Genomic DNA, 22253 nt, shown 5'->3' on the forward strand with positions numbered 1-22253 from the left:
CGCGATACGAGCAGCGAGGAATTCACGCTCGGCCGTGGCGCACGGGTATGGACAGGGCGCCGCCCGCTACAGCGACTTCGTCGGTCGTCTTGAGCCTGACCTCCTGTAGGAGGTTTACGTTGCGGCTTGCTGATGGCAACGGGCACGACCAGGCGTTCGCGACCACCGCCGACGGTGCGCACCATCAACTCACCCAGCGTTCTCCCACGAGATTGTCCCAGTCACTCGTCACGAACTTCCTGATGCGTGGCACGGAGCGCTTCCTGCCGTTGAGCCGGCAGACCAGCCTGATTCAGGCGCTCGACGAACCGGACGAGCACGGCAACAGCCACGGACACGTCGGTGGGGACTCCGGCTTGCTGAGCCTGTGCCATGTCGCAGCCGGGTTCATCGAAGCGGTCATCGAATTCGCGAAGGGGTTCGCCATCTGGGACCTCGCTCCGGGCCACGACATCCTCAACGCCGTCGGCGGCACCTGTATTGGATCTCACTGGCAAGCCAGTTCCCCTGGGCTATCGCCTCGACTCCCTGGAGGACATCGCCGATGCTATGAACCCTCGCCAAACGTTCGTCGCAGCAGTCAGCGATGACCTGGCGTGTGAGATCCTCTCTTCGCTCGATCTGTGAGACAACCACCGGTTGAGTGGTAGACCATGGCATTACCCAGGGGCGCTTAGGCCGTTGTCGAGTCACAGTCAGCCACGTGCCTCGCACATTCTCCGAACACGCCGACGACGAGCCGCTTGGTCGCGGGAACGGCCACGCGACCGGTGCCGTCGGTCTGTACCGACTCCGATGCCTGACAACACAGGCCACCGCGTCCCGTAGATGCCGTTCGGCAGGCGTTCAGCCCGAGGGCTTGCGTCTGTGCAGTACTGCTGATGCGGCGGCCATCAGAAGTTCCTCGGCGACGGTCTCGACGTCTAGAGTGCCATCGACAATGACGGCGCCGTGTCGCCGCCACGCCGTGACGAAGGGCATGTACGAGGCGAGCGCGATAGAGAGGCTGTCGCCCACCCGGCCGAAGTCGTTGCCGCGTGACGCGTTTTGAACCCGAGTGATCATCGTCTGCTGGTCGACCTCGAGCAGGATCGTCAGGTCGAACCGGTCAGCGAACTCGGCGGCGTTCGCGGCTTGTCCGAACAGCCACAGTGGATCATCGCTCTGGTTGGCCGCGTCGGCGATGATCTCGTCGAGATGGCGCGGGTTCCAACGCCACTCGTGCATCGTCAACCAGCTCGCGTCGGGCTCGGCTGGGCGCTGCACTGGGCAGCCGCTCGAATCGCTCCAGTAGCACAGTCGAGGGTCCGCGTCGGTGCTGACCGCCCGGTGACCCCAGCTGGCCATTGTCCGGGCCAGCGTCGACTTGCCCGAACCCGATACGCCGGTGACGAACACTACGAACATCGATGAATCCCGTCTGGCGTGCGGAGTGTTATGAGGGACGTGCCCGGATCGCCGTAGCCTCCAGCTGCGCTGACCGCCGCGGATAGGTCGCTCAGATCACCGGCCGAGCACCTGGTACTCATGACGACGGAAGCTTCTCTACCACCCCCGGAAGGGCGGCAAGCTGTCCAATCACCACGTCTGCAGCAGCCAGAGCATCTACGTCATGCGTACTGGAAAGCCCTACCACAACTGCACCCGCGGCCTTGCCCGCCGCCACGCCCGCCGGCGAATCCTCGACCACCACACACGACGCCACGTCCACCCCAAGCCGCCTCGCGGCCAGCACGTACCCTTCCGGATCCGGCTTGCCAACACACACATCCTCGGCAGCCACGAGAACAGAAGGAACTGGCAAGCCCGCTCCTTGCAGCCGCGCCGTCATCAGCGGCCGCGATCCCGACGTCACTGCCGCCCAAGGCTGCCCGTCCAAACGACTCAGCACCTCTACGGCACCAGGAATCGCCCTCACAAGACCCGTATAACCCAACTCCAGTTCGGCGATCTGCCGCACGACCGCCACAGCCGACTCCACGGGGAAGAACTCAGGCACGACATCCTCATCACGGCGGCCATGACATACCCGGAGAATCGCATCCGCATCGGCTCCGTACCGACCCGCCACCTCGCGCCACACGGTCGTGACCACCTCGGTCGAGTCGACCAGCGTCCCGTCAATATCGAAGAGAAGCGGCCGGAACATGCGTCACCAAACTTCGGTCGTAGTGTCATTGCCTGAACGGAGCTGCCTGGTCTCGGATGATGCTTGACGAAACGGCGTCACCTGACGCTTGACGCCCTGGTCATGATCTCACGACTGAGAGGTGGTGCTGCAATGGTAGAACCAGGGGCAGATTGGATCACTGCTGCTGCAGCGCCGCCGGCGCGCCGTGCGACCCAGCTCGAAGGAGGGATTCTTGCTGACCGGTGCGGTCGAGGTCTACGCCAACCATCCTTCCGTAATCATCGGTTCGACGTCCTGGCCCGAGCTCGACCGGGGCGATGGGCCCGCCGTCGCCGATGGGCGACATGTGGAGGTCCGCACGCGCGGCCAGAGGGCTCACACGCGGGTGTCGGTATGGTCGCGCACCATGCCGCTCGTCGGTACGGTCGTCTTCGACGGCAAACTCGATCTTGATGACTACACGATCTGTGTGGGCGACATCGAACGGCTCGGGCGGTGGACCCTGCGGATCGAACAGACCGGAGTCCAACGGGTGGTCGTGCTGGTTGACGACCCTGGTCACGCGTCTCGCGTGAATGTGGGACTCGGCATCGGGACTGAGGTACGGGCAATCCCGTCGATTGATGGACCTGCGTTGTTCAACGTCCTCACGGCGCAGCCCGAATCGTTGCCGGGGTCGAACGAGCGAGGTCTTGTCCTCGATGGTCACGACTCGCCGCATGCCCGGTTGTCGGCCGCGATCAGGTTGTTGTCCGAGTCGGATCCCGCGAGGCCGTGGCTTGAGCAGTACGAGGCCGAAAATATCGCAGAATGGATGCGGTGGCTTGGCATCGAACTGTCCCGGGCCAGGGCACAGGAACTCGGGGCTGAGCTTACCCGACTCGTCGACGCTGCCCGCAGCACCGCCGGCTCCGATAGCCACGGTGGAATCCCGCCACAGGCCGCAGACCACATCGCCGCGACCCTGCTCGCGGCAATCACGAAGTGAGCCCCGTCGACACATCTCGCGGCCTGGCCGACTGGTGAGCGCGCCTGGTCATGTTCGTCTCGTCTGCTCGTGGTGGGCTTTGGTGCGGTTGAGGTTGGCGGTGCTGCGCCGGGGGACGGCCTTAATTGGGACGTTGTTGTCATGGCCGGTGACGGTGTGGTCATCCAAGGACACGGGCACGAGTTTGCGGGGCATGGACATTGCCCACTTGGATCCTTTGCCCGGCGACTTGGATGCCGCCGTTGATACACACGACCCGCTCCACGTTGAGGGCGGCCGCCGGTGTAGGGATGGTGGAGGCGGGTCGGGCGTCCCGTCGAGGTCGTGGCCGGGCGGCGGCGGGGCAACAGCTGCGCCGACGGGCCGCGGTAGCGCCGGAGGAACGTCATCGTTCGCACGTGGTGGGGCCAGGCTCCGAGCCGCGTGCTGCCGGAGCGGCGCGTTCCGGAAATAGGCGCCCATCTCACCCTTTCCAGACCGCGACCCATGCTTGCTCCACTCGATGTTGCCGCACGAGAAAGCCCGCGAGCCGAGCCCTCACGCTCGTGATCAGATAGGCGCCCTCGGCCAGGAGTTGCCGTTCCAGCCGCATGAGTCAGCCTGTCGGCATCTCGCGCCAGTTGTCGATCGTCGAGTCGCGGGTCAGTAGGCCGACGTGTCGTACGGCGTCCGGCTCGCAGTCGAACTTCCGGCGGATCGGCGTGCCCTCGGACCCGCCTTCACGGGCCTCCACCCACCACAGCCCGGTCTCATCATCAAGGCTCAGGAAGACGTCCCGTCTGGCGATGCGTCCCCACTTGCCGTTCCACCAATGCCTGCGCCGTCGCTCCACGGCGACCAGAATCGCACAGGTGTTCGAGATCGTCGAGCGTGACGACTGGGATCTACCGTCCTTCGGGGACGTACCGGGCCGACGGGTCGTCGTTGCATCGTGGCTCGTTGACCAGCCAGCCAGCCGAGACGCGACGCGCCAGCGGCGGCCTACACGTCGGGGGCGGTAGTCGGCTGCGGCTGCAATCGATCCGCCAACCTTTCGAACGTAGGTATGTGCTGATGATCAATGCGATGAGCGATGAGCCACGCTGGAAGCAGGTTGCCGACGCGCTGCGCGTCGACATCGTGATCGGTCGGACCAAGCCTGGTCATCGATGCCTTCGGAGCCGAACATCCATCGCAACAGACAGGGTTGAGTCGGACCACCGTTCACTGGCGATCGTCCGAGGATCGGGATGAAGTCGTCCGTGCGGTATTGACAACGTGGGGAGATCGGTAAGGTCACCTCGACTGGTTCCCACGGGCGAAGTATCGTCGCCGCCGAAGACCAGTGCGACTGAGTCAGTGGGTCATGGAACCCGCGCTACGGCGCCGTAGCAACCGACTTCGATGGGGGCGGGCCGGGATTCCGGCTCGTCCTCCGACCGCCACTCGGACACCAACTGAATGCCGGGGTCCACGAGTTCGAGCCCGTCGAAGAATGTCGCAAACTCTGCCTTCGAGCGAGCGTGGAACGCCTCTGCGTTGACTACCTGGTTGGCCTCGACCGCCGCCGCTGGCGGCAAGAAGTCATAGGTCATGTGGGACAGAGTCAGATAGCTACCCGGGGCGAGGGCGTGGATCAGCGGCGCGATGAGTTCCCGCGGGTTGTCTGATTCGGGAATGAAGTGAAGTACGGCGATCAGCGTCAGGGCGACCGGGCGGGACAGATCGATGGTGCGGCGAAGGTCGGGGTGGGTCAGGATGTCGTTCGGCCGGCGTAGATCGGCATCGACGTAGGCTGTGGCACCCTCGGGCGCGCTGGTCAATAGAGCGCGGGCGTGGGCTAGGACGATGGGGTCGTTGTCCACGTAGACCACCCGGCTTTGCGCTGCGATGTCTTGTACGACCTCGTGGAGGTTGGGGCTGGTTGGGATGCCGGTGCCGATGTCGAGGAACTGGCCGATCCCGGCCTGCCCGGCCAGGTACCTTGCGGCCCGATGCATGAAGCGACGGTTCTCCATGGCTGCGGTACGGGCGGTCGGGAACGCAGCGAGGATACGGTCGCCAGACGCCCGGTCAGCAGCAAAGTTGTCCTTACCGCCGAGGAAGTAGTCGTAGCGCCGGGCCGGGTGGGCGATCGTAGTGTCGATCCGCAAATTGCCAACAGACTCGCCTTGCGGACTATTCACGTGGGAGCCTTTCAAAAATGATGTCGCCGCGTTGGCGACGTCCTCGGCTTGAACCGCCGAAATCATAGCCTCCCGCTGAGGTGCTCGCGATCGCCGCTGGTTAGCCCGCTTAAAGTCGGTGGCTGCTGGACGCCCTCGTAGTTCCTCCCGGCTCCCTGCGCCAGTAGAGACTGGGTCTACGTGGACTTCCCCAGACCGTTGTTGGCCTTCCAAGTCAGCGGCTGCAGCTTGTTGTCGGACGTGTGCCAGCTCCGCCGTCCATGCAGTCGTCTCCATCAGCCCGATGAGCGCGCCTATCTTGATCGCCCTCTCGCGTCCACTCGGAGTCAACTTGTACAGGCGGCCGCGACGGTTGCCCGAGTCGCTCGCGTGAACAAGGCCGGACCTGCGCAGCCGACCCAGCGAGCGGGTTAGGTCGCTGTCGCTTCGTCGGCGTCGTTGGCGGTGCTGGTCGACAGCAGCTCCAATGTCGCTGTATCGCATCGGATGCTCTGTGGTGAGGAGACAGTGCAATATTGCCGCATCCCACATGTGGAAGACCAGGCCGTTGATCTCTTCCAGACAGTCGATTTCCGGTACGTCATCCGCCGCTGGCACCACGACGCGACCTCACCCTTCAGTCCGTGAATGGGGGATTCGGTTGGGAAAGCTCCACTTCATCGGTCAGCACGGAGTGTGTCAAGGTCTTCACGATACCTGTGGATAGATGACCATCGACGGCGCCCCATATGACCGAGGCGCCCTAATTGAGGTTCTTGCGATGTGCTCCCTCATGAGTCAGGTCTCTCGGACGGCCACAGTCAGATGGGCAGCGACAAGACCGCCACTGACGTGGGCCGGCTCGACATCGTTAGTCACTAATGCCGGCAACCGGTTAAGCGGGCATTCGCACTCGACTTGCTCGCCTGAGTCAACGCGCACTATGCGCGTGCAGTATGCGCGTCATAACTGCTCGTAGCAGAGACAGACGAACATGGGGTATGAGTTATTTCGGTCATTCGCGGGGAGGACTTTCTATGACCTCGATGCGGCTCGTGAACGGGCGCATGGCAGCTGTGGTAGTAGCTACGACCTTGACGGCGACGGGCTGCGCCGCCGGCTCACCCCCGTCGTCGGCGCGTGATAGGCCGTCTATCTCTCTGTCGGGCGTGCCCACATCCCCGTCGCCCTCTGCCAGTAGCGCATCCGCTGTCCAGGCCGCAGTCGCCACCTACCGTGGGATGTGGGACGCGTATGACGCGGCGGTGCAGGTCCCGGATCCGAACAGTCCGGATCTGCGGCAGTACGCGACGGGTAGCGCTCTTCAGGATTTGGTGAAGGGGCTGCAGTCGGTCAAAGACCAGCGCTTGAAGGGCACAGGCCAGATCCGGCTCTCGCCGCAGGTCGTCGAGATCTCTCCGGCGTCTACGCCGACGAAGGTCGGCATCAAGGATTGCTTCGACGACAGCGCTACGCACTTGGTGCGGGTAGGGCCGGGATCGACATACCACGACACAGCCGGCGGCCGCCGGCTGTGTACCGCGACGGTGGTGCTTCAGGCAGACGGGAGCTGGAAGGTGACCGTATACGGATTGCGAGATCCCGGCACATGTTGAGAGCTACCCGCCGCCTCCTCCCACTGGTGCTCGCCTCAGCAGTATTGCTGCTCGGGACTCCAGCGTGGGCTGGTGTGGGCGACCCGGTAGGAAACTGCACCGAGGACCCCACAAGTTGCGAGATCACGGTCACGGCTCCGGGTTCCCCGGGACAGGACGGCACGTCAACAACGGGCACCTGTAGAACCAATGTGGGTGATCCGGTGCCCTGTTACGTGCCGGGCAGAGGTTGGTGGGGTGGCGACGGCTGCTGGTATCAGCTGGCGACCGGCGACGATTTGGCGACGGCGATCGCGGTGGGTGGTACGCCGACGCCGCCAGCGCAGTGGTACGTGGGCTCGTGCGGAAATCCGGCGGAGAACTACTGGCCGATCACCATATTCAAGCTCTTCGCCAACGGGCCGGCTGTGGAACTGCTGGCACACGAGGCAGTGAAGGCCCTACGGATGCCGTCGCCATTGATCCGGATCAACCCGACCCCACCAGCGGCTCAGCTGGTTCGTGTGCCGACCTGGATGTGGGTGGACTCCTCGACGTGGGGCACCCGCACAGCCACCGCGTCAGCCGGTGGTGTTTCGGTGACCGCGACGGCAAGAGCCACCTCGGTGACCTGGGTGACCGGTGACGGCACGACGGTGACCTGCCGTGGACCGGGCCAGGCATGGACGCCGAACAACGATCCGGCGAAGAGCTCGTCGTGCTCGCACAGCTACTCCGCAGCCGGTTCCTACACGTTGACCGCGACGGTGACCTGGGAGATTTCGTGGGCCGGCGGTGGGCAGACCGGGACGGTTCCCGCGCTGACGACGACCGCATCGATCGCTGTGCCCGTGCAGGAAGCCGGCGCGTTGAACACGAACGGGGTGTGAGAAATGACGTTGCTCAATGCCAACGGGCGTCCGGCCGGAGCGGTTCTCGACCCGTCCGGGGTGCCCACGGCCCCGCTGGCCGGTGGGCTGCAGCGGACGCGCAGCCCCCGGTTCGTCCTTGTCGGGGTGCTGCTCGTACTGGCGGGTGCGTTGTTGTTCTACGTGACCTCGGTGCGGGTCGATCCGCGCACGCCGGTGCTGGCGGTGGCGGGGTCGGTACCCGTCGGGCATGTGCTCACGGACGCGGATCTGATGGTGGTGCGGATCGTGTCGGACCCGGCGTTGGGTGCGCTGCCGGATTCGCAACGCTCCTCGGTGGTGGGCCGCACGGTGCGTCAGCCGCTTGCCGCCCACACGCTCTTGTCGCAGGCGATGCTGGGTCCGGCGGCGTGGCCGCCGGCGGGGCAGAGCCTGATCGCGGTGCCGGTGAAGGCGGGTCACGCGCCGACTGGTTTGGCGGCCGGGGCTCAGGTGCTGGTGTTGGTGGTTCCCTCAGCGTCGGGCGTGGGTTCGGCGAACTCATCCAGCGCCACGCCAGTGGAGGTCGTGCAGGCGTTCGCGGCAGTGGTGTCGGTGGGCGCCCCGGACGGCACCGGCGGCGTGGTGGTGTCGCTGCTGGTCGCCTCGCCAGATGCGGCACGAATCGTGAGCGCTTCTGGGGATGTGTCCCTGGTCGAGCAGGGCGGGTGACCGGCGTCATGCTGGTGGTGATCGGCTCGTTCAAGGGCGCTCCGGGGGTGACGAGTCTGGCCGTAGCCCTGGCGGCCCGCTCCCCGCTGCCGGACTCGGTGGTCGTGGAAGCCGACCCGTCCGGTGGAGATCTGCAGGCTCGGCATGGTGTGCTCGGTGAGCCGGGATTGTCGGATCTGGCTGCGGACACCGCCACCGGTAGTCGGGACCTGGACCTGGCCGCGTATGCCCGGCGGCTGGACCCGTTGGGGGTGCGGGTGGTGTTCGGCCCGGCCGACGAGTACCGGGGCTCGTCTGCCGATGGTCGCGGCGACGGCGCCAGGCGGGGCGAGTCGGATCTGGTCGTGAGCATGGTGGCCGGTACCGGGCTGGACGTGCTGCGTCGTGCTGCTGAGCACCGCCTGGTGCTGGTCGATGTGGGCCGGTTGGGCTGGACGTCGCCGGCGCTGCCACTGGCTGTCGGAGCAGACGTGCTGCTCCTGGTCGCGCACGCGACGGTGGAGGGGTTGGACGCGGTGCGGGTGCGCCGGGACAGGTTGCTGACGCTTCCGGGTATGCGCGCCCCGGTCCGGTTGGTGCTGCGCGGGACGCCCCCGTACTCGGTGCGGGAGATCGTTGATGCCGTGCGGCTTCCGGTGGCCGGGGTGATCCCTGACGACCGTCGGGGTGCGGCGGTCCTGGCCGGTCGGGCTCCGGCCGGGTGGGGTTGGACCCGTACCGAGCTGCTGCGCGCGGCCCGGGGTCTAGCGGCGTCCTTGACCGAGCAGCCCGGATCACCAGTGCCGCCGGCCTCGCCGGTGATGCGGGCTGCGCAGTTGCGTTCGCCGCTGGAGGCGGATAGGTCATGACCGAGGTGCTACCACGGCCCGACGCTGACGCGGGCGTTGACGCGGATGTCCGGGAGACGGTCGCGGTGCTGCGGCCGGAGTTGGAACGCCGGCTCGGTGGAGTGCACGATGCGGGGCAGCTGACCGCGACGCAGTATCGGGAGCTTGTCGAGCAGGCCATCGTCACGGCCCTGGTCGGCTACGGGCGGCAGCTGGTGCGCGCCGGCCGAGGTGTGCTGCCCGAATCCACCCTGGCCCGGGTGCGGCAAACGCTGCTGGACACCTTCACCGGCTCCGCAGGCCTGCAGCGGCTGTTGGATGACGAAGGCATCGAGACCATCAACATCAACGGCCACGACAACGTGTGGGTGCAGCGGCGCGACGGCACCAAGGTTCGGGTCGGGCCGGTGGCCGCCTCCGAGGCGGAGTTGCAGGCACTGATCCGCGAGGAAGGCGTCGCGGCCGGACGCCGGGGCAGCCACTACCGCCGCTTCGACGCCGCCGAACCGGAACTGTCAGTGCAGCTCGCCGGTGGGGGTCGGCTGCATGCGCTGATGGATGTCACCGACCGTACCAGCGTGTCCATCCGGCTGTTCCCGGCCAGGAGCGACACCCTCGACGAGTTGGTGACCTTCAAGTACACGCTGACGCCGACGATGGCGCGGTTTCTGCGCGCACTGGTGGAGGCCCGCCGCAACATCGTGGTATCCGGCGGCCCGGCCGTCGGGAAGACCACGCTGCTGACCGCGTTGATCGACGCGATCCCGCCGCAGCGGCGCATCATCGTCGTGGAAGACACCCGGGAGTTGCTCGTCGACGGCGACCGGCACCCGGATCTGGTCCGGATCCAGACCCGGCAGGCCAACAGTGAGGGTGCCGGGGAATGGGACATGAGCCGGGCGCTGCGGGCCAGTTTGCGGATGACGCCGGATGTGGTCGTGGTCGGCGAGGCCCGTGGCGCCGAAGTGGTCTGGATGTTCAAGGCCATGTCGATGGGCGTCGACGGGTCGATGTGCACCATCCACGCGTCCTCGTCCGGTCAGGCGCTGCTGAAGCTGGTCACCTACGCGATGGAGCCCCCAGCACGGTATCCGCGGGAGGCGGCGGTGGCCGCGATGGCCTCGGCGGTGCACTTCGTGGTGCATCTGGAGCCCTCCGGCGGCCGCCGGGTGGTCTCCTCGATCCGCGAGGTGCTGGGCAGTGACGGGGATCAGATCGTCTCCAACGAGATCTACCGCCCAGGCCCGGACAAGCGGGCGTTGCCCTACAGCCAGCTCAGCGCGGACACCTTGGACCGGCTTGCCGCGGTCGGGTTCGACCCGGCCCTGCCGGATGCGGACCGGTGGTGAGCATGCTGGGCATGCTGTGCGGGGCCGTGGTCGGGTTGGGTGTGCTGCTCGTGGCGGACGGGCTGCGGCGTGCGCCGCGGCCGGTCGCAGCCATGGGGCAGGGTCGGGTGATGCAGTGGGTGCGAAGCCGCGGGCCGGTTCAGGTCGCCACCGCGGTGGCCGCGGCGGCGCTGGTGGGGTTGGTGACCCGCTGGCCGGTCGGGGCGCTGCTGGCAGGCTTGGCGGTGTGGACGCTGCCGGGGATGCTGCTGGGCGCGGAGCGGGTCCGCCAGCGCCGCCTGGAGCGGCTGGACGCGATCGCCGCCTGGACTGAATCATTGGTTGCGACCCTGGCCGGTGCGGCCGGGGTGGAGCAGACGATCATCGCCACCGCGCGTAATCCCCCCGCCGCGATCCGCCCCGAGGTGCAGGCTTTGTCGGTGGCGCTGCGTGGCGGGGTGCCGTTGCCGGCCGCGCTGCGCGGGTTCGCCGCCGATCTGAGCGACCCGGTCGCCGACACCGTTGTGGCGGCGCTGATCCTCGCCGCGAGCGAGGGAACCGGCCGGCTGACCGAGCCGCTCAACCTGCTCGCCGAGGCGGCCCGGGAGGAGGTTGCCGCCGCCCGCCGGGTGGAGAAAGGCCGCGCCAAGGCGGCGTCGGATGCGCGGATCGTCATCATCACCACGCTGGTCATGGCGGTCGGTCTCATCGTGTTCAACCGCGGCTATCTGCAGCCCTACTCCACGACGGCCGGGCAGGTCGTGCTCGCCGTCGTCGGTGGGCTGTTCGCCGCAGGATTCCGGTGGCTGCACCGGCTGTCCCGCCCCGCGGAGCTACCGAGACTGCTCGATCTGAGTGCCGACGTGGCGCTCTCATCGATGCCGGCAGCTCAGATCGTACGAGGAGGTGAGCGATGATCGCCGCGTTGGCAGCCGGGGCCACGTTCGGACTTGGGGTATCGGCCATCGCCTACGGGCTGCGCCCGCCGCGGCCACCCCTGGCCCGGGTACTGGACGGGCTACGCCGCCCGACACCGGCTCGCCCGGCCGGTCGGGCCCGCGCCTACGAAGCGGTCGCCGTCCCGGCCCGCTGGCTGGGCCTGCCCCGGCCCCGCGTCGCTCTGGACCTGGCGACGATGCAGAAAGATCCCACCCAGCATCTGGCCGAGCAGACCCTCGCCGTGCTGGTCGGTGCGCTCATCATCCCGCTGGCTGCGGCGGCGGCCGGCCTGTCCGGACAGGTGCCACTGTGGCTGGCGCTGTTCGGTGGCGCCGTCGGGTTCCGGTGGGCCGACACTCAGCTGCGCCAACAGGCGCAGCGCCGCCGCGACCAGCTGCGCCACACCCTCGCGATGCTGTTGACCCTGCTGACCATCAGCCTGGCTCGCGGCGCCGGCGTCGAACAGGCGCTGGGCGAGTCCTCTTCGGTATGCACCGGCCCCGCCGCGGACCGGCTGCGCCAGGTGCTCTCCGCCGCCCGGATCATGCGGCGCCCGCCCTGGCAGGATCTCGGTGAACTGGGCGAGGCGACCGGTGTTGTCGAGCTGGCTGAACTGGCCGCCGCCATGGGCCTGGCCGGCACCGAAGGTGCCCGCATCCGCGCCTCGCTGGCCGCGCGGGCAGCCGCGATGCGTCAAGCCGCCACTGCCCGCGCCGAAACCGAGGCGGACAAAGCCAGTTCCCGGATGTCGGTGCCGCTGCTGCTGCTCGGCCTCGCCTACTTGATCTTCCTGTTGTACCCGCCGATCGCGTCGATCGGCAGCAGCCTCTAGCCAGCGGCGAGGCGCCCGATGCCTTCGAAGGAGACCACGTGACACTCGCACGGCGCTGGCTCCAAACCCGCAGCACACCCGTCGCCTATGCGTCGCATTCCACATTAGACGAACCAGTTGAGGGAGTTGTCATCATGCGCATCTCGCCGAGTCTGCGGCTAGCGACCTGGCTGCACTCTGCTCTCGCCGACCGGCTGCGGCGGCTGCGCCGCTCGCCGGATGCTGGCCTGGAGACCGCCGACAAGATTCTGTGGGCGGCCGGCATCATCGTCATCGCCGGCGCTGTCATCGGTGTCTTCAGAGACGACATCGAAACCTACGCCACCAGCGTCATGGCCACCCTCGGCCTGTAGCCAGATACTTCCCAGTCGCCCACGACGACCGCCTGGAGGAACCAGGGCGCCATGCTCACCGAACTATCCGCCCAGGACACTCGCACGTCACACAGTGCGCACGGACGCTCCGAGCCGCCGGTTGAACAGCATGGGCTGGCGGCCGTTGGGCGCGGTAGCAGGCAGGCCGATGATCGGTTCCTGCGGGTCGCTCGCGGGGCGCACGACGTGCTGGGTTGGCTGCTCGCGGCCAGCGCCACCGTGCTGGCCTCCAGCGGGCAGATCGGCTACGCCGAGTCGGCGGACATCACTGACGGACGCCGGTTCCTGGTCCCCGCAATCCTGGAGATCGCGGCGATCTTCCTGATCCTGGGTGGGTACCTGCGCGCCTGCGACGGTGACAGCCCTGCTTTGCTGTGGCTTCTGGCCGGAACCGTCACCGGTTTCGCCACCTGGACGAACCTGACCCACGGCGGCTCCCGCGCCGGGCGTATCTTCGCCGCCGCCACCGTCCTGACGTTCGTGCTGTGGCTGCTCAAGCTCCGCGACCGGTACCGAGCCGCGCGCCGCGCCAGCGGCCTGATCGACGGCCCCACCGCGAAATTCCGGGCCGTGCGCTGGCTGGTTCAGCCCCGGCTGACGTTACGGGCCTGGCTGCTCGCCGTCGAGTATGGGCTGCGTGAGGCGGACCTGGCACGCGAATGGGCGCGGCTGTGGCACGACACCGCTCAAGACGTCTACGAAACCACCACCGGCACCCGCCGAACCCGGCGCCGCGCTGCCCAGCGTTCCGCTGACCTCGCTGTACGACGTGCCCACCGCGCCGCAACCGGTGGCCTACAGCAGCCGGTCGCGGCGCCAACGGCCGAGCCGGACGCCAACGACACAGCGCACACCCTTGCCGCGAGCGTCCCACCGGGGATGACACCCGCCGACCCGGACCAACACTCCAGCACGAATGCGGTTGGGCCCGTCGACGAGCCATTCCGGCCGGGCGAACCAGCGGAGGCAGGCGAACCCACGGCTCGGGCAGAGACGCCGACGCCAGTGCTGAAGCTAGCGGCGTCGACGACGACTGCGCTCGACGTCCCGGTCGGGGGTCCCCCCGTGCCCCCGGCCGGGACCAACCACCCGGCGACTGACCAGACGGCCGCCTACGAGCCGGTATCCGAGGAGGACGCCGTCATGTACGAAACCTGGCGGGCCGGTATCGCCGTCGGACAGGAGCCCACCGGGGCGGATCTGGCACGCGCCGCTGGTCGCGCCGACGACGCCACCGGTCTGGGCCGCAAGGCCGCACGCCGCTACCGCGACGCCCACACCGCCCACCGGATTGCCGCCGACCCCACCAGCCACCCCGACGAACCCGGGCTGCAAAAGCTGAACGGACACCGGTACCCGCAAACGGCAGCCACACCATGACCCGCGCACGCACGGAGCGGCGCGGACGCCGCCGACTGCGGTGGGAGCCGGACCGGGGGTCAACCACCCTGGAAACCGTGATGCAGACCAGCGTCTGGCTGCTGTCCCTCCTGCTCGGCGTGCAGGTGGCGGTCTGGGGGCTGGCCGAGCTGGCGTGCTACTACGCCGCCAACCACGCCCTGCAAACCACCCGCGTCCAGGGCGGCACCGCCGACGCCGGGCGGACCGACGCCATCACGGTGATCGGGTGGCTGGACGGGAGCCTGCTGACCGGCGTCCAGGTGCAGGCCGATCGCGGCGCGGCGACCGCCACCGTCACGGTCAGCGGGACCGCAGCCACGGTAGTGCCGTTCCTTGCCTTGCCCGTCGGGGTCACCGCTACCGGTCCGGTCGAGACCCTGAACCCCTGACCAGAACAGGCCACCACCATGACTGCCCGCCTCAGACTGATCCTCAACGGATGGATCCATCGCGTTCGCCAGAGCCCGGATCGCGGATCGGCCACGCTGGAAACCGCCAAGGTCGTGCTGCCTCTCACGGCGCTGATGGTGCTGTTCATCATCCTGTGCCAACGGGTCGTCGGCACCAACATGGATATCAACTCCACCGCCTCGGCCGCGGCCCGGGCCGCGTCCCTGGCCCGAAGCCCCCAGGAAGCAGTCGACACCGCGCAACAGACCGCCGCCGCGAACCTGGCCAGTCACCATCACACCTGCGCCACCCTGACCGTCACCGTCGACACCGCGGCGTTCGGCCCCGGTGGGCAGGTCGGGGTGACCGTGACCTGCCGCATGGCCACCTCGGACCTGATCGGTCTGGGTCTGCCCGGCACGGTGTCCGGATCGAGCACGGCCTACGCCGTGGTCGACAGTTACCGCGACGTGGCAGGTACCCCATGAAAGTCGCACGCCGACATGCCGCAACACTGCGAGCCGCGCTGATCCGACGCCGGCCCGACAACGGCTCGGGAACGATCTGGGCCATGGCCATCGTCGTGGTGTTGCTGCTGCTCGGCGGCGCTGTCCTCGACGGGGGCAACGCGATGGTCGCGCACATGAAAGCCCTCGACCTGGCCCAGGAAGCGGCCCGTGCCGGCGCCAACCAGATCGACCTCGCCGCACTACGCAATCAGGGCGTGGTCCGCCTCGACCCCGCGCGGGCACAGGCTGCCGCGCAGCAATTCCTCGGCCACGCCGAGGTCACCGGAACCGCGACCGCCACAACCCAGCAGGTCACCGTCACCGTGACCCGCAACCAGCCCACACTGATCATCCAGGTCCTCGGCATCACCACCATCCCGGTCTCCGCGACAGCCCAGGCCATAGCCCAAACCGGGCCCTAGACACACGCCCACGGAAAAGCGCAGAACGAGGTGCTCGCGGATGCGGTGGATATCCCGCGTCGCCGGATGGATCGGCCAGCTGCTCGGGTGGCTGGTCAAGACGCTCATCCTCGCCGCCATCCTCGTCGGCATTCCCGCCGGGCTGCTCACCCAGATCGGCTCGCCGCTGCCCCGCACCCCACCCAGCGTCAACCAGATCAACCACCTCCTAACAACCCCGGTCACCGACGGCCTGGTCCTCGACCTGCTCGCCGACGCCCTCTGGATCATTTGGGTCGCGTTCGTGGTCAGCCTCATCGTCGAGGTGATCGCCACCGCCCGCGGCATCCCCCGCCCGCGGCTAGGCCCCATCGCACCGCTGCAACACCTCGCCAGCTGGCTGGTCACCGGCGTCGTGGCCAGCGTCCTGACCGCCTCCCCGGTCCTCACCGTCGCCGGGCAAGCCGCACCCGCCGCTGCCGCCACCACCCACGTGACTGCCGCTACAGTAACCACCGCGACCGTCCCCACCGCGGGGTCGCTGCCCACCGCAGCAACGATCACCTCTGTGCCGGAAAGCTCTCCGGTCATCCTGGCAACTGTCGCCCTCCCCAATGCAGAGACGCAGACGCCAGATGCGGCAGGGCAGCCGGCCGTCTACGAAGTACGTCACGGAGACTGGCTCGGCTGGATCGCCCAGCGTTACCTCGGCGCGTTCGACCGGTATCCCGACATCCAACGCCACAACCCGGACCTCATCCCCAACACCTCGGGTATCCACGGCCCCGACCACATCGAGCCAGGCTGGCGACTCATCCTGCCACCCGGCGCCTACGACCACGGACCGCAGGCCCACGCCACCGGCAGCCTCGTCGCCGGCCCCACCACACCGAACAACGGCCCCGCCTCTGAGCAGGACCCAGGCGGCGCACCCACAACGACCGGGCCGAACGCCACGCCACTACCAGGCACCGCAGGCGGCCCGAGCGTCACGCCGTCCGCCGCGCCAACCACCACACCGAACACCGATATCGACCCGTCCACGACAGCCCCTGCGACCTCCGCAACCCCGACAACCGCCACCGACGACAGCGGCCAGCCAACGCCCGCGGATTCCAACGACCGCACCGACGCGCCGCAGCGCTCCCGCACCGGAGCCACCATCCCCGGTGGCTGGGTCAGCATCCCACTCGCCGCGGCCCTACTCGCCGCGGTCACCCTGCTCTGGCTGCGCCGCCGCCACCGCTACGTGCCCCGCCCCCTGCACACGGGCGACGACGACGCCGACGACCTTCTCCCGCCACCGCCGGTCGTGCCCCGACTCCGCCGCGCCGTCCGCGAACAAGCACCCGATCTCCTCCACCCCGACCGGCCCGAACAGCCCACCGTCGCGCAATACACAACCACCCTCGACTCCGAGCGCCCGCCGCTGCCTGCGATCGGCCAGACCGGCGCCCAACTCGCCGGCCTGGGCGACCCGCTGCCCGCCGAAGGGCTCGCCCTGGACGGCCCCGGCGCCCAAGCGGCGGCCCGGGGCCTGTTGGTCGCGACGCTCTGCTCCGGCAGCCCCGACGACCCGGACGCCCGCGGTCAGGTTGTCATCCCCGCGGACGCCCTCACTACCCTGCTCGGGGCCCACGCGGTCCACGTCCAGGCCACACCGCGACTGCACGTCACCGCCACCCTGCCCGAGGCGCTGACGCTCATCGAGGAGACGCTCATCGAACGCCGCCGGACCCTGCAGGACTACGACGCCGAAGACCCGGACCAGATGCACGACGCCGACCCGTACCACCCACCAATGCCGCCCGTCCTACTCATCGCCGACGAGCCCGGCAGCGACGGGCACGCCCGCCTCGCCACCACCCTCCAACTCGGCGCACCGCTGCACATCAACGCCGTCCTGCTCGGCGACTGGCCCGACACCGACCGCCGCACCGTCCGCGGCGACGGCGCCACCAGCGGCGAGCAACGACTGACCGTGCTGGACATCCCCACCACCATCCAACTGCTCACCATGTTCCACGAAACCCACACCGGCCAACCAACCCCCACCCCGATCACCGAACCCGACGTCCACACCCCGACCCAGACCACGAGCAAGCCGGCCAGCGAAAGGGACACTCCATCGCACGACCCAGCGGACATCGAGGACGACCGCGAACCTGATGTGCCCTTCGCCGACCAGCCGGCCCAGAAAGCGACATTTGAGCTTGACTCCGATACTCCAGTATCAGTCGCCGACTCCACCCTGATGCAGCCGGATCCGTCCGCGGCGAGCCCGGACCCGCCACCGGCGGAGGCTGCCCCGGTCACCGCGGCCGGCCCGCGGCTGCCGGTCCGCGTCCAGGTCCTCGGCGAACCAGCCGTCCACCACGCAGACGGCAGCACCGACACCGGGCTGCGGCAACATTCCCGCGAACTACTGGTCTACCTGGCCGTCCACCGCAACGGCGCCGACCTCACAGACATCATGGAAATCATGTGGCCCACCGCCACCGTCCGCCGCGCCGGCGAACGACTCTCCACCGAAACCGCCGACCTACGCCGACGCATCCGCGATGCCGCCGACGACTACACGAACATCAAAGACAAGCGGCAACCTAGCCAGAAACCGATCCAGCCGATCATCAACTCCGGCAGCCGCTACCACCTCAACCCCGCGATCGTCGACGTCGACCTCTGGCATCTCGACGACGCCCTCCGCGACGCCGCCGCCACCACCGACCCGGCCACCCGTGCTGCCGCGCTGCGCCGCGCCATCGACGCGCACACCGGGCTGCTCGCCGAAAACCACGACTACGACTGGCTCGACCAACCCCGCGAACACGCCCGCCGACAAGGTATCCGAGCCCGCATCCACTTCGCCGACCTCATCCACAGCGACGACCCACAACAAGCCGCCCAGCTCTATCAAGCCGCCGCGGACCTCGACCCCGTCAACGAAGACATCGCGCGACGCGCCATGCGAGCCCACGCCGCCGCCGGCGAGATCGTAGGTGTCCGAACCAGGCTTCACCAGCTACGAGTCGCATTGGACGCGATCGACGAAGAACCATCTCCAGAGACACTGAGCCTGGCAGTCGAACTCGAACGGGATCTTGAAAGACACGCTCGGGCCAACCCGTCGATCAGGCAACGGCACGCTTAACCAAAGTGGAATCCATCGATCAGCCACCCGATCTCGTTGCCACGTCACCAAAGGCGTTGCTGCAACAATGCCCCGCGACAACTGAAGTAAGAGCTGCGCGGTCCGCGACCGCGAGGAGTCGGCCATGTGATTAGGACGCTGTGATCTCACGAAGCGCGCCATCGATCTCGACCACCGTCGCGTCAACGGGGTCACCGGGCTCCCGTTCCGGGCGGTGATCCATTCGTCCAGCGAAAGCCCGTGCTTCTCGGCCAGGTAGCGGGCACGGTAGAGGCGCGTCGCGTCGTCGATGGTCGAGTGGAGCAGGTTGAAGCTGAGACCCGCGGTGAGGAGGACACCGACTCTCGGCAGGAGTCTGGCCAATTGTGCTTTGGTGAGCTTCAGCCCGAGCGCGCCGAAAACTCGCAGAAGGATCTGTACGAGGGAGTCCCGGCGCAACTCGTTCCAGGTTGCCCGGCGCGTCATACTCTGGGTGAGGCGGGACAGGCTCGCGAGGGCAGCTGTCTTACTCGTGGCCGTGGATGCCATGGTGTAATTCAGGGCTCCCATGAGGAACAACTCCTCTTCGGGCTCGCGTGGGTCGTACCCGTAGTGGACGGCGACCTCTCCCACAGCACGGCCTAGGAGAGCAAGCGCGGCTCCCACGTCTGTTACCACCGCCCCGAGGACGACCTCCGCGGACGGGCCGTCGCTGACGTTCTTGCCAACCCTGAGTCCTGTGATCGCGAGGGAGGTGACAGCGGACTCGGCCATTCCGATGAACGGGATCGCGAACGCGGGGCGACCTTTGTCGAGGTCCTTAAGGTCAAGTGAAGTGAACGGCGACGCCCTGTCCAGATCTTGGTGTTTGCGGCGCAGCTCCTCGACCCTCTTGTCTAGCGACGGCGAATGCATTGCGGGCAGGAAGACGGATTTGAGCAAGCCTTCGATCGCCTTGACGATGGTCTCGTCACCGACCTCCAGGGCCAGCTCTGCGCTGGGAACCTTCTTGATGTGCTCGCCGGCTCGCTTGACGACTGCTGAGACCTTGTCTGCCGCACGTGCTTTCACGCCGTTCCGGCGCTTCCGTTCGAGGTCGAGCAGACTGGACCAGGCTTTGGTTTCGTAGTCGGACATCTCTTCCCGCATCTGCTCCCCTGCCGAACCGTTGGAAACTCGCCGGGTCCATGGAACTATTCCCGGGGAAAGCGGACCGATCGGCCGATCGGATGTCCTGGATAGCTTAGCCGGAGATCAGCCTCAGATCTTTGCAGGCCGACGTGGCTGCCTCCGCGCTCCAGGCCGTACTCGGCAGGCGTCGCGCGTGGTCTCTACGGCGGTGCGTACTGGTGGAGTGTATGTATTCGAACGTGCACTATTCCCTGATCATCGACGCGGCGGCCCTGCACTTGATCGAGCGGCATCGCGGGTCACCCCGGGAGGCGGTCATCCGCTACCGTACGGCCATGGGCCAACCATCTGCCGTGAAGCTCACACTTCTCGACGTCGACAACGTCGACGTACAGGACATCATGGGCGCGTTGGACGACAAGTCGGCCGGCCTGCGGCCAGAGCCGATTACCGGTGACCGGTACGGCGAGCCGGGAACAATTGCGCTGGCGCTGGTCGTCGCCCAGCCGGTGCTGCTTGCCTTGGCGGCTTGGATCCTGAAACACCGCCGCAAGCAGCAGCTGGAAGTGCGCGCCAAGGTGCTGCACGCCGATGGCTCCGAGGTGGAACGGCTCGTCAAGTTCACGTTTACCGAGAGCGAGTCGCCAAACGCGACGGTGATGAAGCAGCTCGTCGACGGTTTCGGGCTGGCCACCGGGACGATCCAGGGACAGGCGGCGGCTGGCGCGCCGGCCGCCGGCACGACGCCGCCGGAACAGCCGGCCGCGCAATAGGGCACACCCGGTGGAATCGCGTAGCTGGACCCATCTGTCGAGCAATGTCACCCGGCTCGAGGGGATTCGGCTCGGCGACCATCTGGAGAGTCTGCTCACCCAGGGCGGCGCACCATCGGAGCTGCTGCTGAGTTGCGTGCACGAGTTCACCCACCACTGGTGCTTCCTGTCATCGGTGGGCCTCGCGCTTACTGGCCTCACCAACCGGATGGCCCGCACCTCGCTGCGAGACGACGTCCCCGGCCAAACATGGGCAGTGGCACGCGACCTCGTCGCCTACCGCACCGCGACCGAGGCACTGCGGCCACTGGCCGAAGGGCTGGCGCTGTTCGCCGAATTCGACGTCGTGTCAATCACGGCGCGGATATCGAGCACCCCACTAAAGTCGGCAGCTCTGCTGTTCTCCGGCAGATTGCAGGACAAGTACACGATGACCGACGACGGCGATTTGGTGCGGTCGGCGCCCGCCTCAAACGATCTATTGGCGATGTCGCTGCCAATCCTCCTCAAGCTCCGGCGGGCCCGCCTATCGGAGGATGGTATGCGGCGCAAGGCGCATGTACTCGCCTCCGGCATCGACGCCGATCAAGACGGCTACCTGCTGGGGTACCTGGCAGTGAAAGGCATGTGGCGGGTCATCCGGCAGCGGTGCCCCCGGCTCTACAGCGAAACCGACCTGGCGATGGCCTACCTCATGACCTTCTTCTACGAAGACATGCGGCTCGTCGAGATCCTCCTCGCCGCCGACACGTCGGAGAACGAGGTGACGCTTGCTACCGCGATCCTCCAGCGCTTCAGCGATCGGACCGAAGCTCTGTCCGACGTCACCGACGACGACGTTCGGATGTTCGAGCAGCTCGTGGTCGACGACACCCCGGGCACCTCTCCGAAATTCGCCTCATGCCTGCACATCGGCCCGCAGGAATGGCAGCGGGGGCAGCGGTGGATCGCGGACCTGAAGGACCGAATCGTGCGCGGACCGCAGCCGCTTGGGAGGAGCCCAACGGCGGAGCAACGGCTGAGCCACGACCTCGATGACATCTTCAGCACGATGGTCAGCCGTCGTCACATCGTGCATCTCGGCTCCCAACCGGTACATGTCGACGTTGACCGGAAGGGCCGCTACACGGTCTCGCTCGACGGCCGGGAAATCTTGCGCGGGACGACGGAGTGGAAGCGGAAAGCCCAAACCGGGGAAGGCCTCGTCGAGCTGCTCTTCAGTTCGAAGTCCACCGGCGCGTATCGGGCGATCGCCGTCTACGGCCCTCGCTCCTTCGTCGACGTGGTCACGCCCGGCGAGCGGAACCCGTCACCGGACGAACTGGAAATCCTAAAAAGCGGGATCCGGCCGAGTTCGCTGTTCGTCAAATTTGCCCGGAGCACCCTGCGGTTAGCTGAAACCTTCCTCGAAGACGGCGGATCGGATGTCATCGTCACATACCTTGAACCGCACCTCCGGGCGAACGTGCGGAGGATCCATCTCGACAGCGCCACGAACGCCGTCGCCGACGACGCGCTCAACTGGGTCGTTGCCACCCTCGATGCGGGCGGCGTGTATGCGATCCTGGGCCAGGACCGCGACCTGCTCGACGCGCTCGTCATCCTCGGCGCGATGGCACCGACAATGCCGTACCGGACTGTGCTGGCTCGGGAACTCGACGCCCAGGGGTTTACCGATCCGGACCGGATCATCGACGCCCTCGTCCAGGCCGGCCGCAACGGCGGATTTCCGCTCGTCAGCACGGACGGCGTGGAGGTCCTGGTACAAGTCTAGGTCGTG

At 67.5% G+C, this 22253-nt stretch carries 21 protein-coding genes and 1 pseudogene; 17 read left to right on the forward strand and 5 right to left on the reverse strand.

What is annotated here, in order from left to right:
- Positions 1 to 119 precede the first annotated feature (119 nt).
- The gene (locus Raf01_RS21140) at positions 120 to 590 is read left to right on the forward strand and encodes an inositol monophosphatase family protein (protein ID WP_203919680.1); all 471 of its coding nucleotides are present in this window, start codon (positions 120 to 122) and stop codon (positions 588 to 590) included.
- A 256-nt stretch (positions 591 to 846) separates the two neighbouring features.
- Here Raf01_RS21140 and Raf01_RS21145 read toward each other — a convergent pair whose 3' ends face one another.
- Together Raf01_RS21145 and Raf01_RS21150 are read right to left on the reverse strand one after the other, a co-directional pair.
- Positions 847 to 1398, reverse strand: coding sequence for a DEAD/DEAH box helicase family protein (locus tag Raf01_RS21145; RefSeq protein WP_203919681.1), 552 nt, complete (start codon positions 1396 to 1398; stop codon positions 847 to 849).
- A 127-nt stretch (positions 1399 to 1525) separates the two neighbouring features.
- The gene (locus Raf01_RS21150) at positions 1526 to 2149 is read right to left on the reverse strand and encodes an HAD-IA family hydrolase (protein ID WP_203919682.1); all 624 of its coding nucleotides are present in this window, start codon (positions 2147 to 2149) and stop codon (positions 1526 to 1528) included.
- 214 nt (positions 2150 to 2363) lie between these two features.
- Between Raf01_RS21150 and Raf01_RS21155 the strand changes: the two genes are divergently transcribed.
- Positions 2364 to 3119: a hypothetical protein gene (locus tag Raf01_RS21155; protein WP_203919683.1), complete on the forward strand. Its 756-nt coding sequence runs from the start codon at positions 2364 to 2366 to the stop codon at positions 3117 to 3119.
- Positions 3120 to 3714: 595 nt separating this feature from the next.
- On the opposite strand, the gene Raf01_RS21160 is transcribed toward Raf01_RS21155, so the two are convergent.
- Both Raf01_RS21160 and Raf01_RS21165 read right to left on the reverse strand, forming a co-directional pair.
- Positions 3715 to 3951 carry a hypothetical protein gene (locus tag Raf01_RS21160; protein WP_203919684.1) on the reverse strand — a complete coding sequence of 79 codons (237 nt, stop codon included), beginning with the start codon at positions 3949 to 3951 and terminating at the stop codon, positions 3715 to 3717.
- A 511-nt stretch (positions 3952 to 4462) separates the two neighbouring features.
- A complete protein-coding gene (locus tag Raf01_RS21165) occupies positions 4463 to 5350 on the reverse strand; it encodes an SAM-dependent methyltransferase (protein ID WP_203919685.1) in 888 nt (295 codons plus the stop codon).
- A 1154-nt stretch (positions 5351 to 6504) separates the two neighbouring features.
- Here Raf01_RS21165 and Raf01_RS21170 point away from each other — a divergent pair.
- The 13 genes from Raf01_RS21170 to Raf01_RS21230 all read left to right on the forward strand — a co-directional run bounded on the left by Raf01_RS21170 (position 6505) and on the right by Raf01_RS21230 (position 18590).
- Complete coding sequence (locus Raf01_RS21170; protein WP_203919686.1) at positions 6505 to 6879, forward strand: hypothetical protein; 375 nt, start codon at positions 6505 to 6507, stop codon at positions 6877 to 6879.
- A gap of 203 nt (positions 6880 to 7082) precedes the next feature.
- On the forward strand, positions 7083 to 7748 hold the full coding sequence (locus tag Raf01_RS21175; RefSeq protein WP_203919687.1) for a hypothetical protein: 666 nt from the start codon (positions 7083 to 7085) through the stop codon (positions 7746 to 7748).
- Positions 7749 to 7751: 3 nt separating this feature from the next.
- Positions 7752 to 8438 carry an SAF domain-containing protein gene (locus Raf01_RS21180; protein ID WP_203919688.1) on the forward strand — a complete coding sequence of 229 codons (687 nt, stop codon included), beginning with the start codon at positions 7752 to 7754 and terminating at the stop codon, positions 8436 to 8438.
- Positions 8435 to 9286, forward strand: coding sequence for a CpaE/TadZ family protein (locus Raf01_RS21185; protein ID WP_203919689.1), 852 nt, complete (start codon positions 8435 to 8437; stop codon positions 9284 to 9286). The genes Raf01_RS21180 and Raf01_RS21185 overlap by 4 nt, the downstream gene beginning before the upstream one ends.
- Positions 9283 to 10614: a TadA family conjugal transfer-associated ATPase gene (locus Raf01_RS21190; protein ID WP_203919690.1), complete on the forward strand. Its 1332-nt coding sequence runs from the start codon at positions 9283 to 9285 to the stop codon at positions 10612 to 10614. Before Raf01_RS21185 ends, Raf01_RS21190 begins: the two co-directional genes overlap by 4 nt.
- Positions 10615 to 10616: 2 nt before the next feature.
- The gene (locus tag Raf01_RS21195) at positions 10617 to 11510 is read left to right on the forward strand and encodes a type II secretion system F family protein (protein ID WP_203919752.1); all 894 of its coding nucleotides are present in this window, start codon (positions 10617 to 10619) and stop codon (positions 11508 to 11510) included.
- A complete protein-coding gene (locus tag Raf01_RS21200) occupies positions 11507 to 12364 on the forward strand; it encodes a type II secretion system F family protein (RefSeq protein ID WP_203919691.1) in 858 nt (285 codons plus the stop codon). The genes Raf01_RS21195 and Raf01_RS21200 overlap by 4 nt, the downstream gene beginning before the upstream one ends.
- Before the next feature lie 38 nt (positions 12365 to 12402).
- Complete coding sequence (locus tag Raf01_RS21205) at positions 12403 to 12717, forward strand: hypothetical protein (protein WP_203919692.1); 315 nt, start codon at positions 12403 to 12405, stop codon at positions 12715 to 12717.
- A 51-nt stretch (positions 12718 to 12768) separates the two neighbouring features.
- Complete coding sequence (locus Raf01_RS21210) at positions 12769 to 14118, forward strand: DUF2637 domain-containing protein (RefSeq protein ID WP_203919693.1); 1350 nt, start codon at positions 12769 to 12771, stop codon at positions 14116 to 14118.
- Positions 14119 to 14195: 77 nt separating this feature from the next.
- On the forward strand, positions 14196 to 14528 hold the full coding sequence (locus Raf01_RS21215) for a TadE family protein (protein ID WP_373319544.1): 333 nt from the start codon (positions 14196 to 14198) through the stop codon (positions 14526 to 14528).
- An 18-nt stretch (positions 14529 to 14546) separates the two neighbouring features.
- Positions 14547 to 15017 carry a TadE family protein gene (locus Raf01_RS21220; protein WP_203919695.1) on the forward strand — a complete coding sequence of 157 codons (471 nt, stop codon included), beginning with the start codon at positions 14547 to 14549 and terminating at the stop codon, positions 15015 to 15017.
- Positions 15014 to 15460 carry a pilus assembly protein TadG-related protein gene (locus Raf01_RS21225; RefSeq protein ID WP_275413018.1) on the forward strand — a complete coding sequence of 149 codons (447 nt, stop codon included), beginning with the start codon at positions 15014 to 15016 and terminating at the stop codon, positions 15458 to 15460. The genes Raf01_RS21220 and Raf01_RS21225 overlap by 4 nt, the downstream gene beginning before the upstream one ends.
- Positions 15461 to 15500: 40 nt before the next feature.
- Positions 15501 to 18590 (forward strand): AfsR/SARP family transcriptional regulator, encoded by a 3090-nt coding sequence (locus tag Raf01_RS21230; RefSeq protein WP_203919697.1) that lies wholly within the window; start codon positions 15501 to 15503, stop codon positions 18588 to 18590.
- 264 nt (positions 18591 to 18854) lie between these two features.
- Here the strand turns inward: Raf01_RS21230 and Raf01_RS50810 are convergent.
- A pseudogene (locus Raf01_RS50810) lies at positions 18855 to 19718 on the reverse strand (EcsC family protein); the annotation flags it as partial.
- A gap of 209 nt (positions 19719 to 19927) precedes the next feature.
- Between Raf01_RS50810 and Raf01_RS21235 the strand changes: the two are divergent.
- Together Raf01_RS21235 and Raf01_RS21240 are read left to right on the forward strand one after the other, a co-directional pair.
- Complete coding sequence (locus Raf01_RS21235) at positions 19928 to 20473, forward strand: hypothetical protein (protein ID WP_203919698.1); 546 nt, start codon at positions 19928 to 19930, stop codon at positions 20471 to 20473.
- A gap of 10 nt (positions 20474 to 20483) precedes the next feature.
- Positions 20484 to 22247 carry a hypothetical protein gene (locus Raf01_RS21240; protein ID WP_203919699.1) on the forward strand — a complete coding sequence of 588 codons (1764 nt, stop codon included), beginning with the start codon at positions 20484 to 20486 and terminating at the stop codon, positions 22245 to 22247.
- Positions 22248 to 22253 lie beyond the last annotated feature (6 nt).

It is taken from the genome of Rugosimonospora africana (assembly GCF_016862975.1).
GTDB lineage: Bacteria > Actinomycetota > Actinomycetes > Mycobacteriales > Micromonosporaceae > Rugosimonospora > Rugosimonospora africana.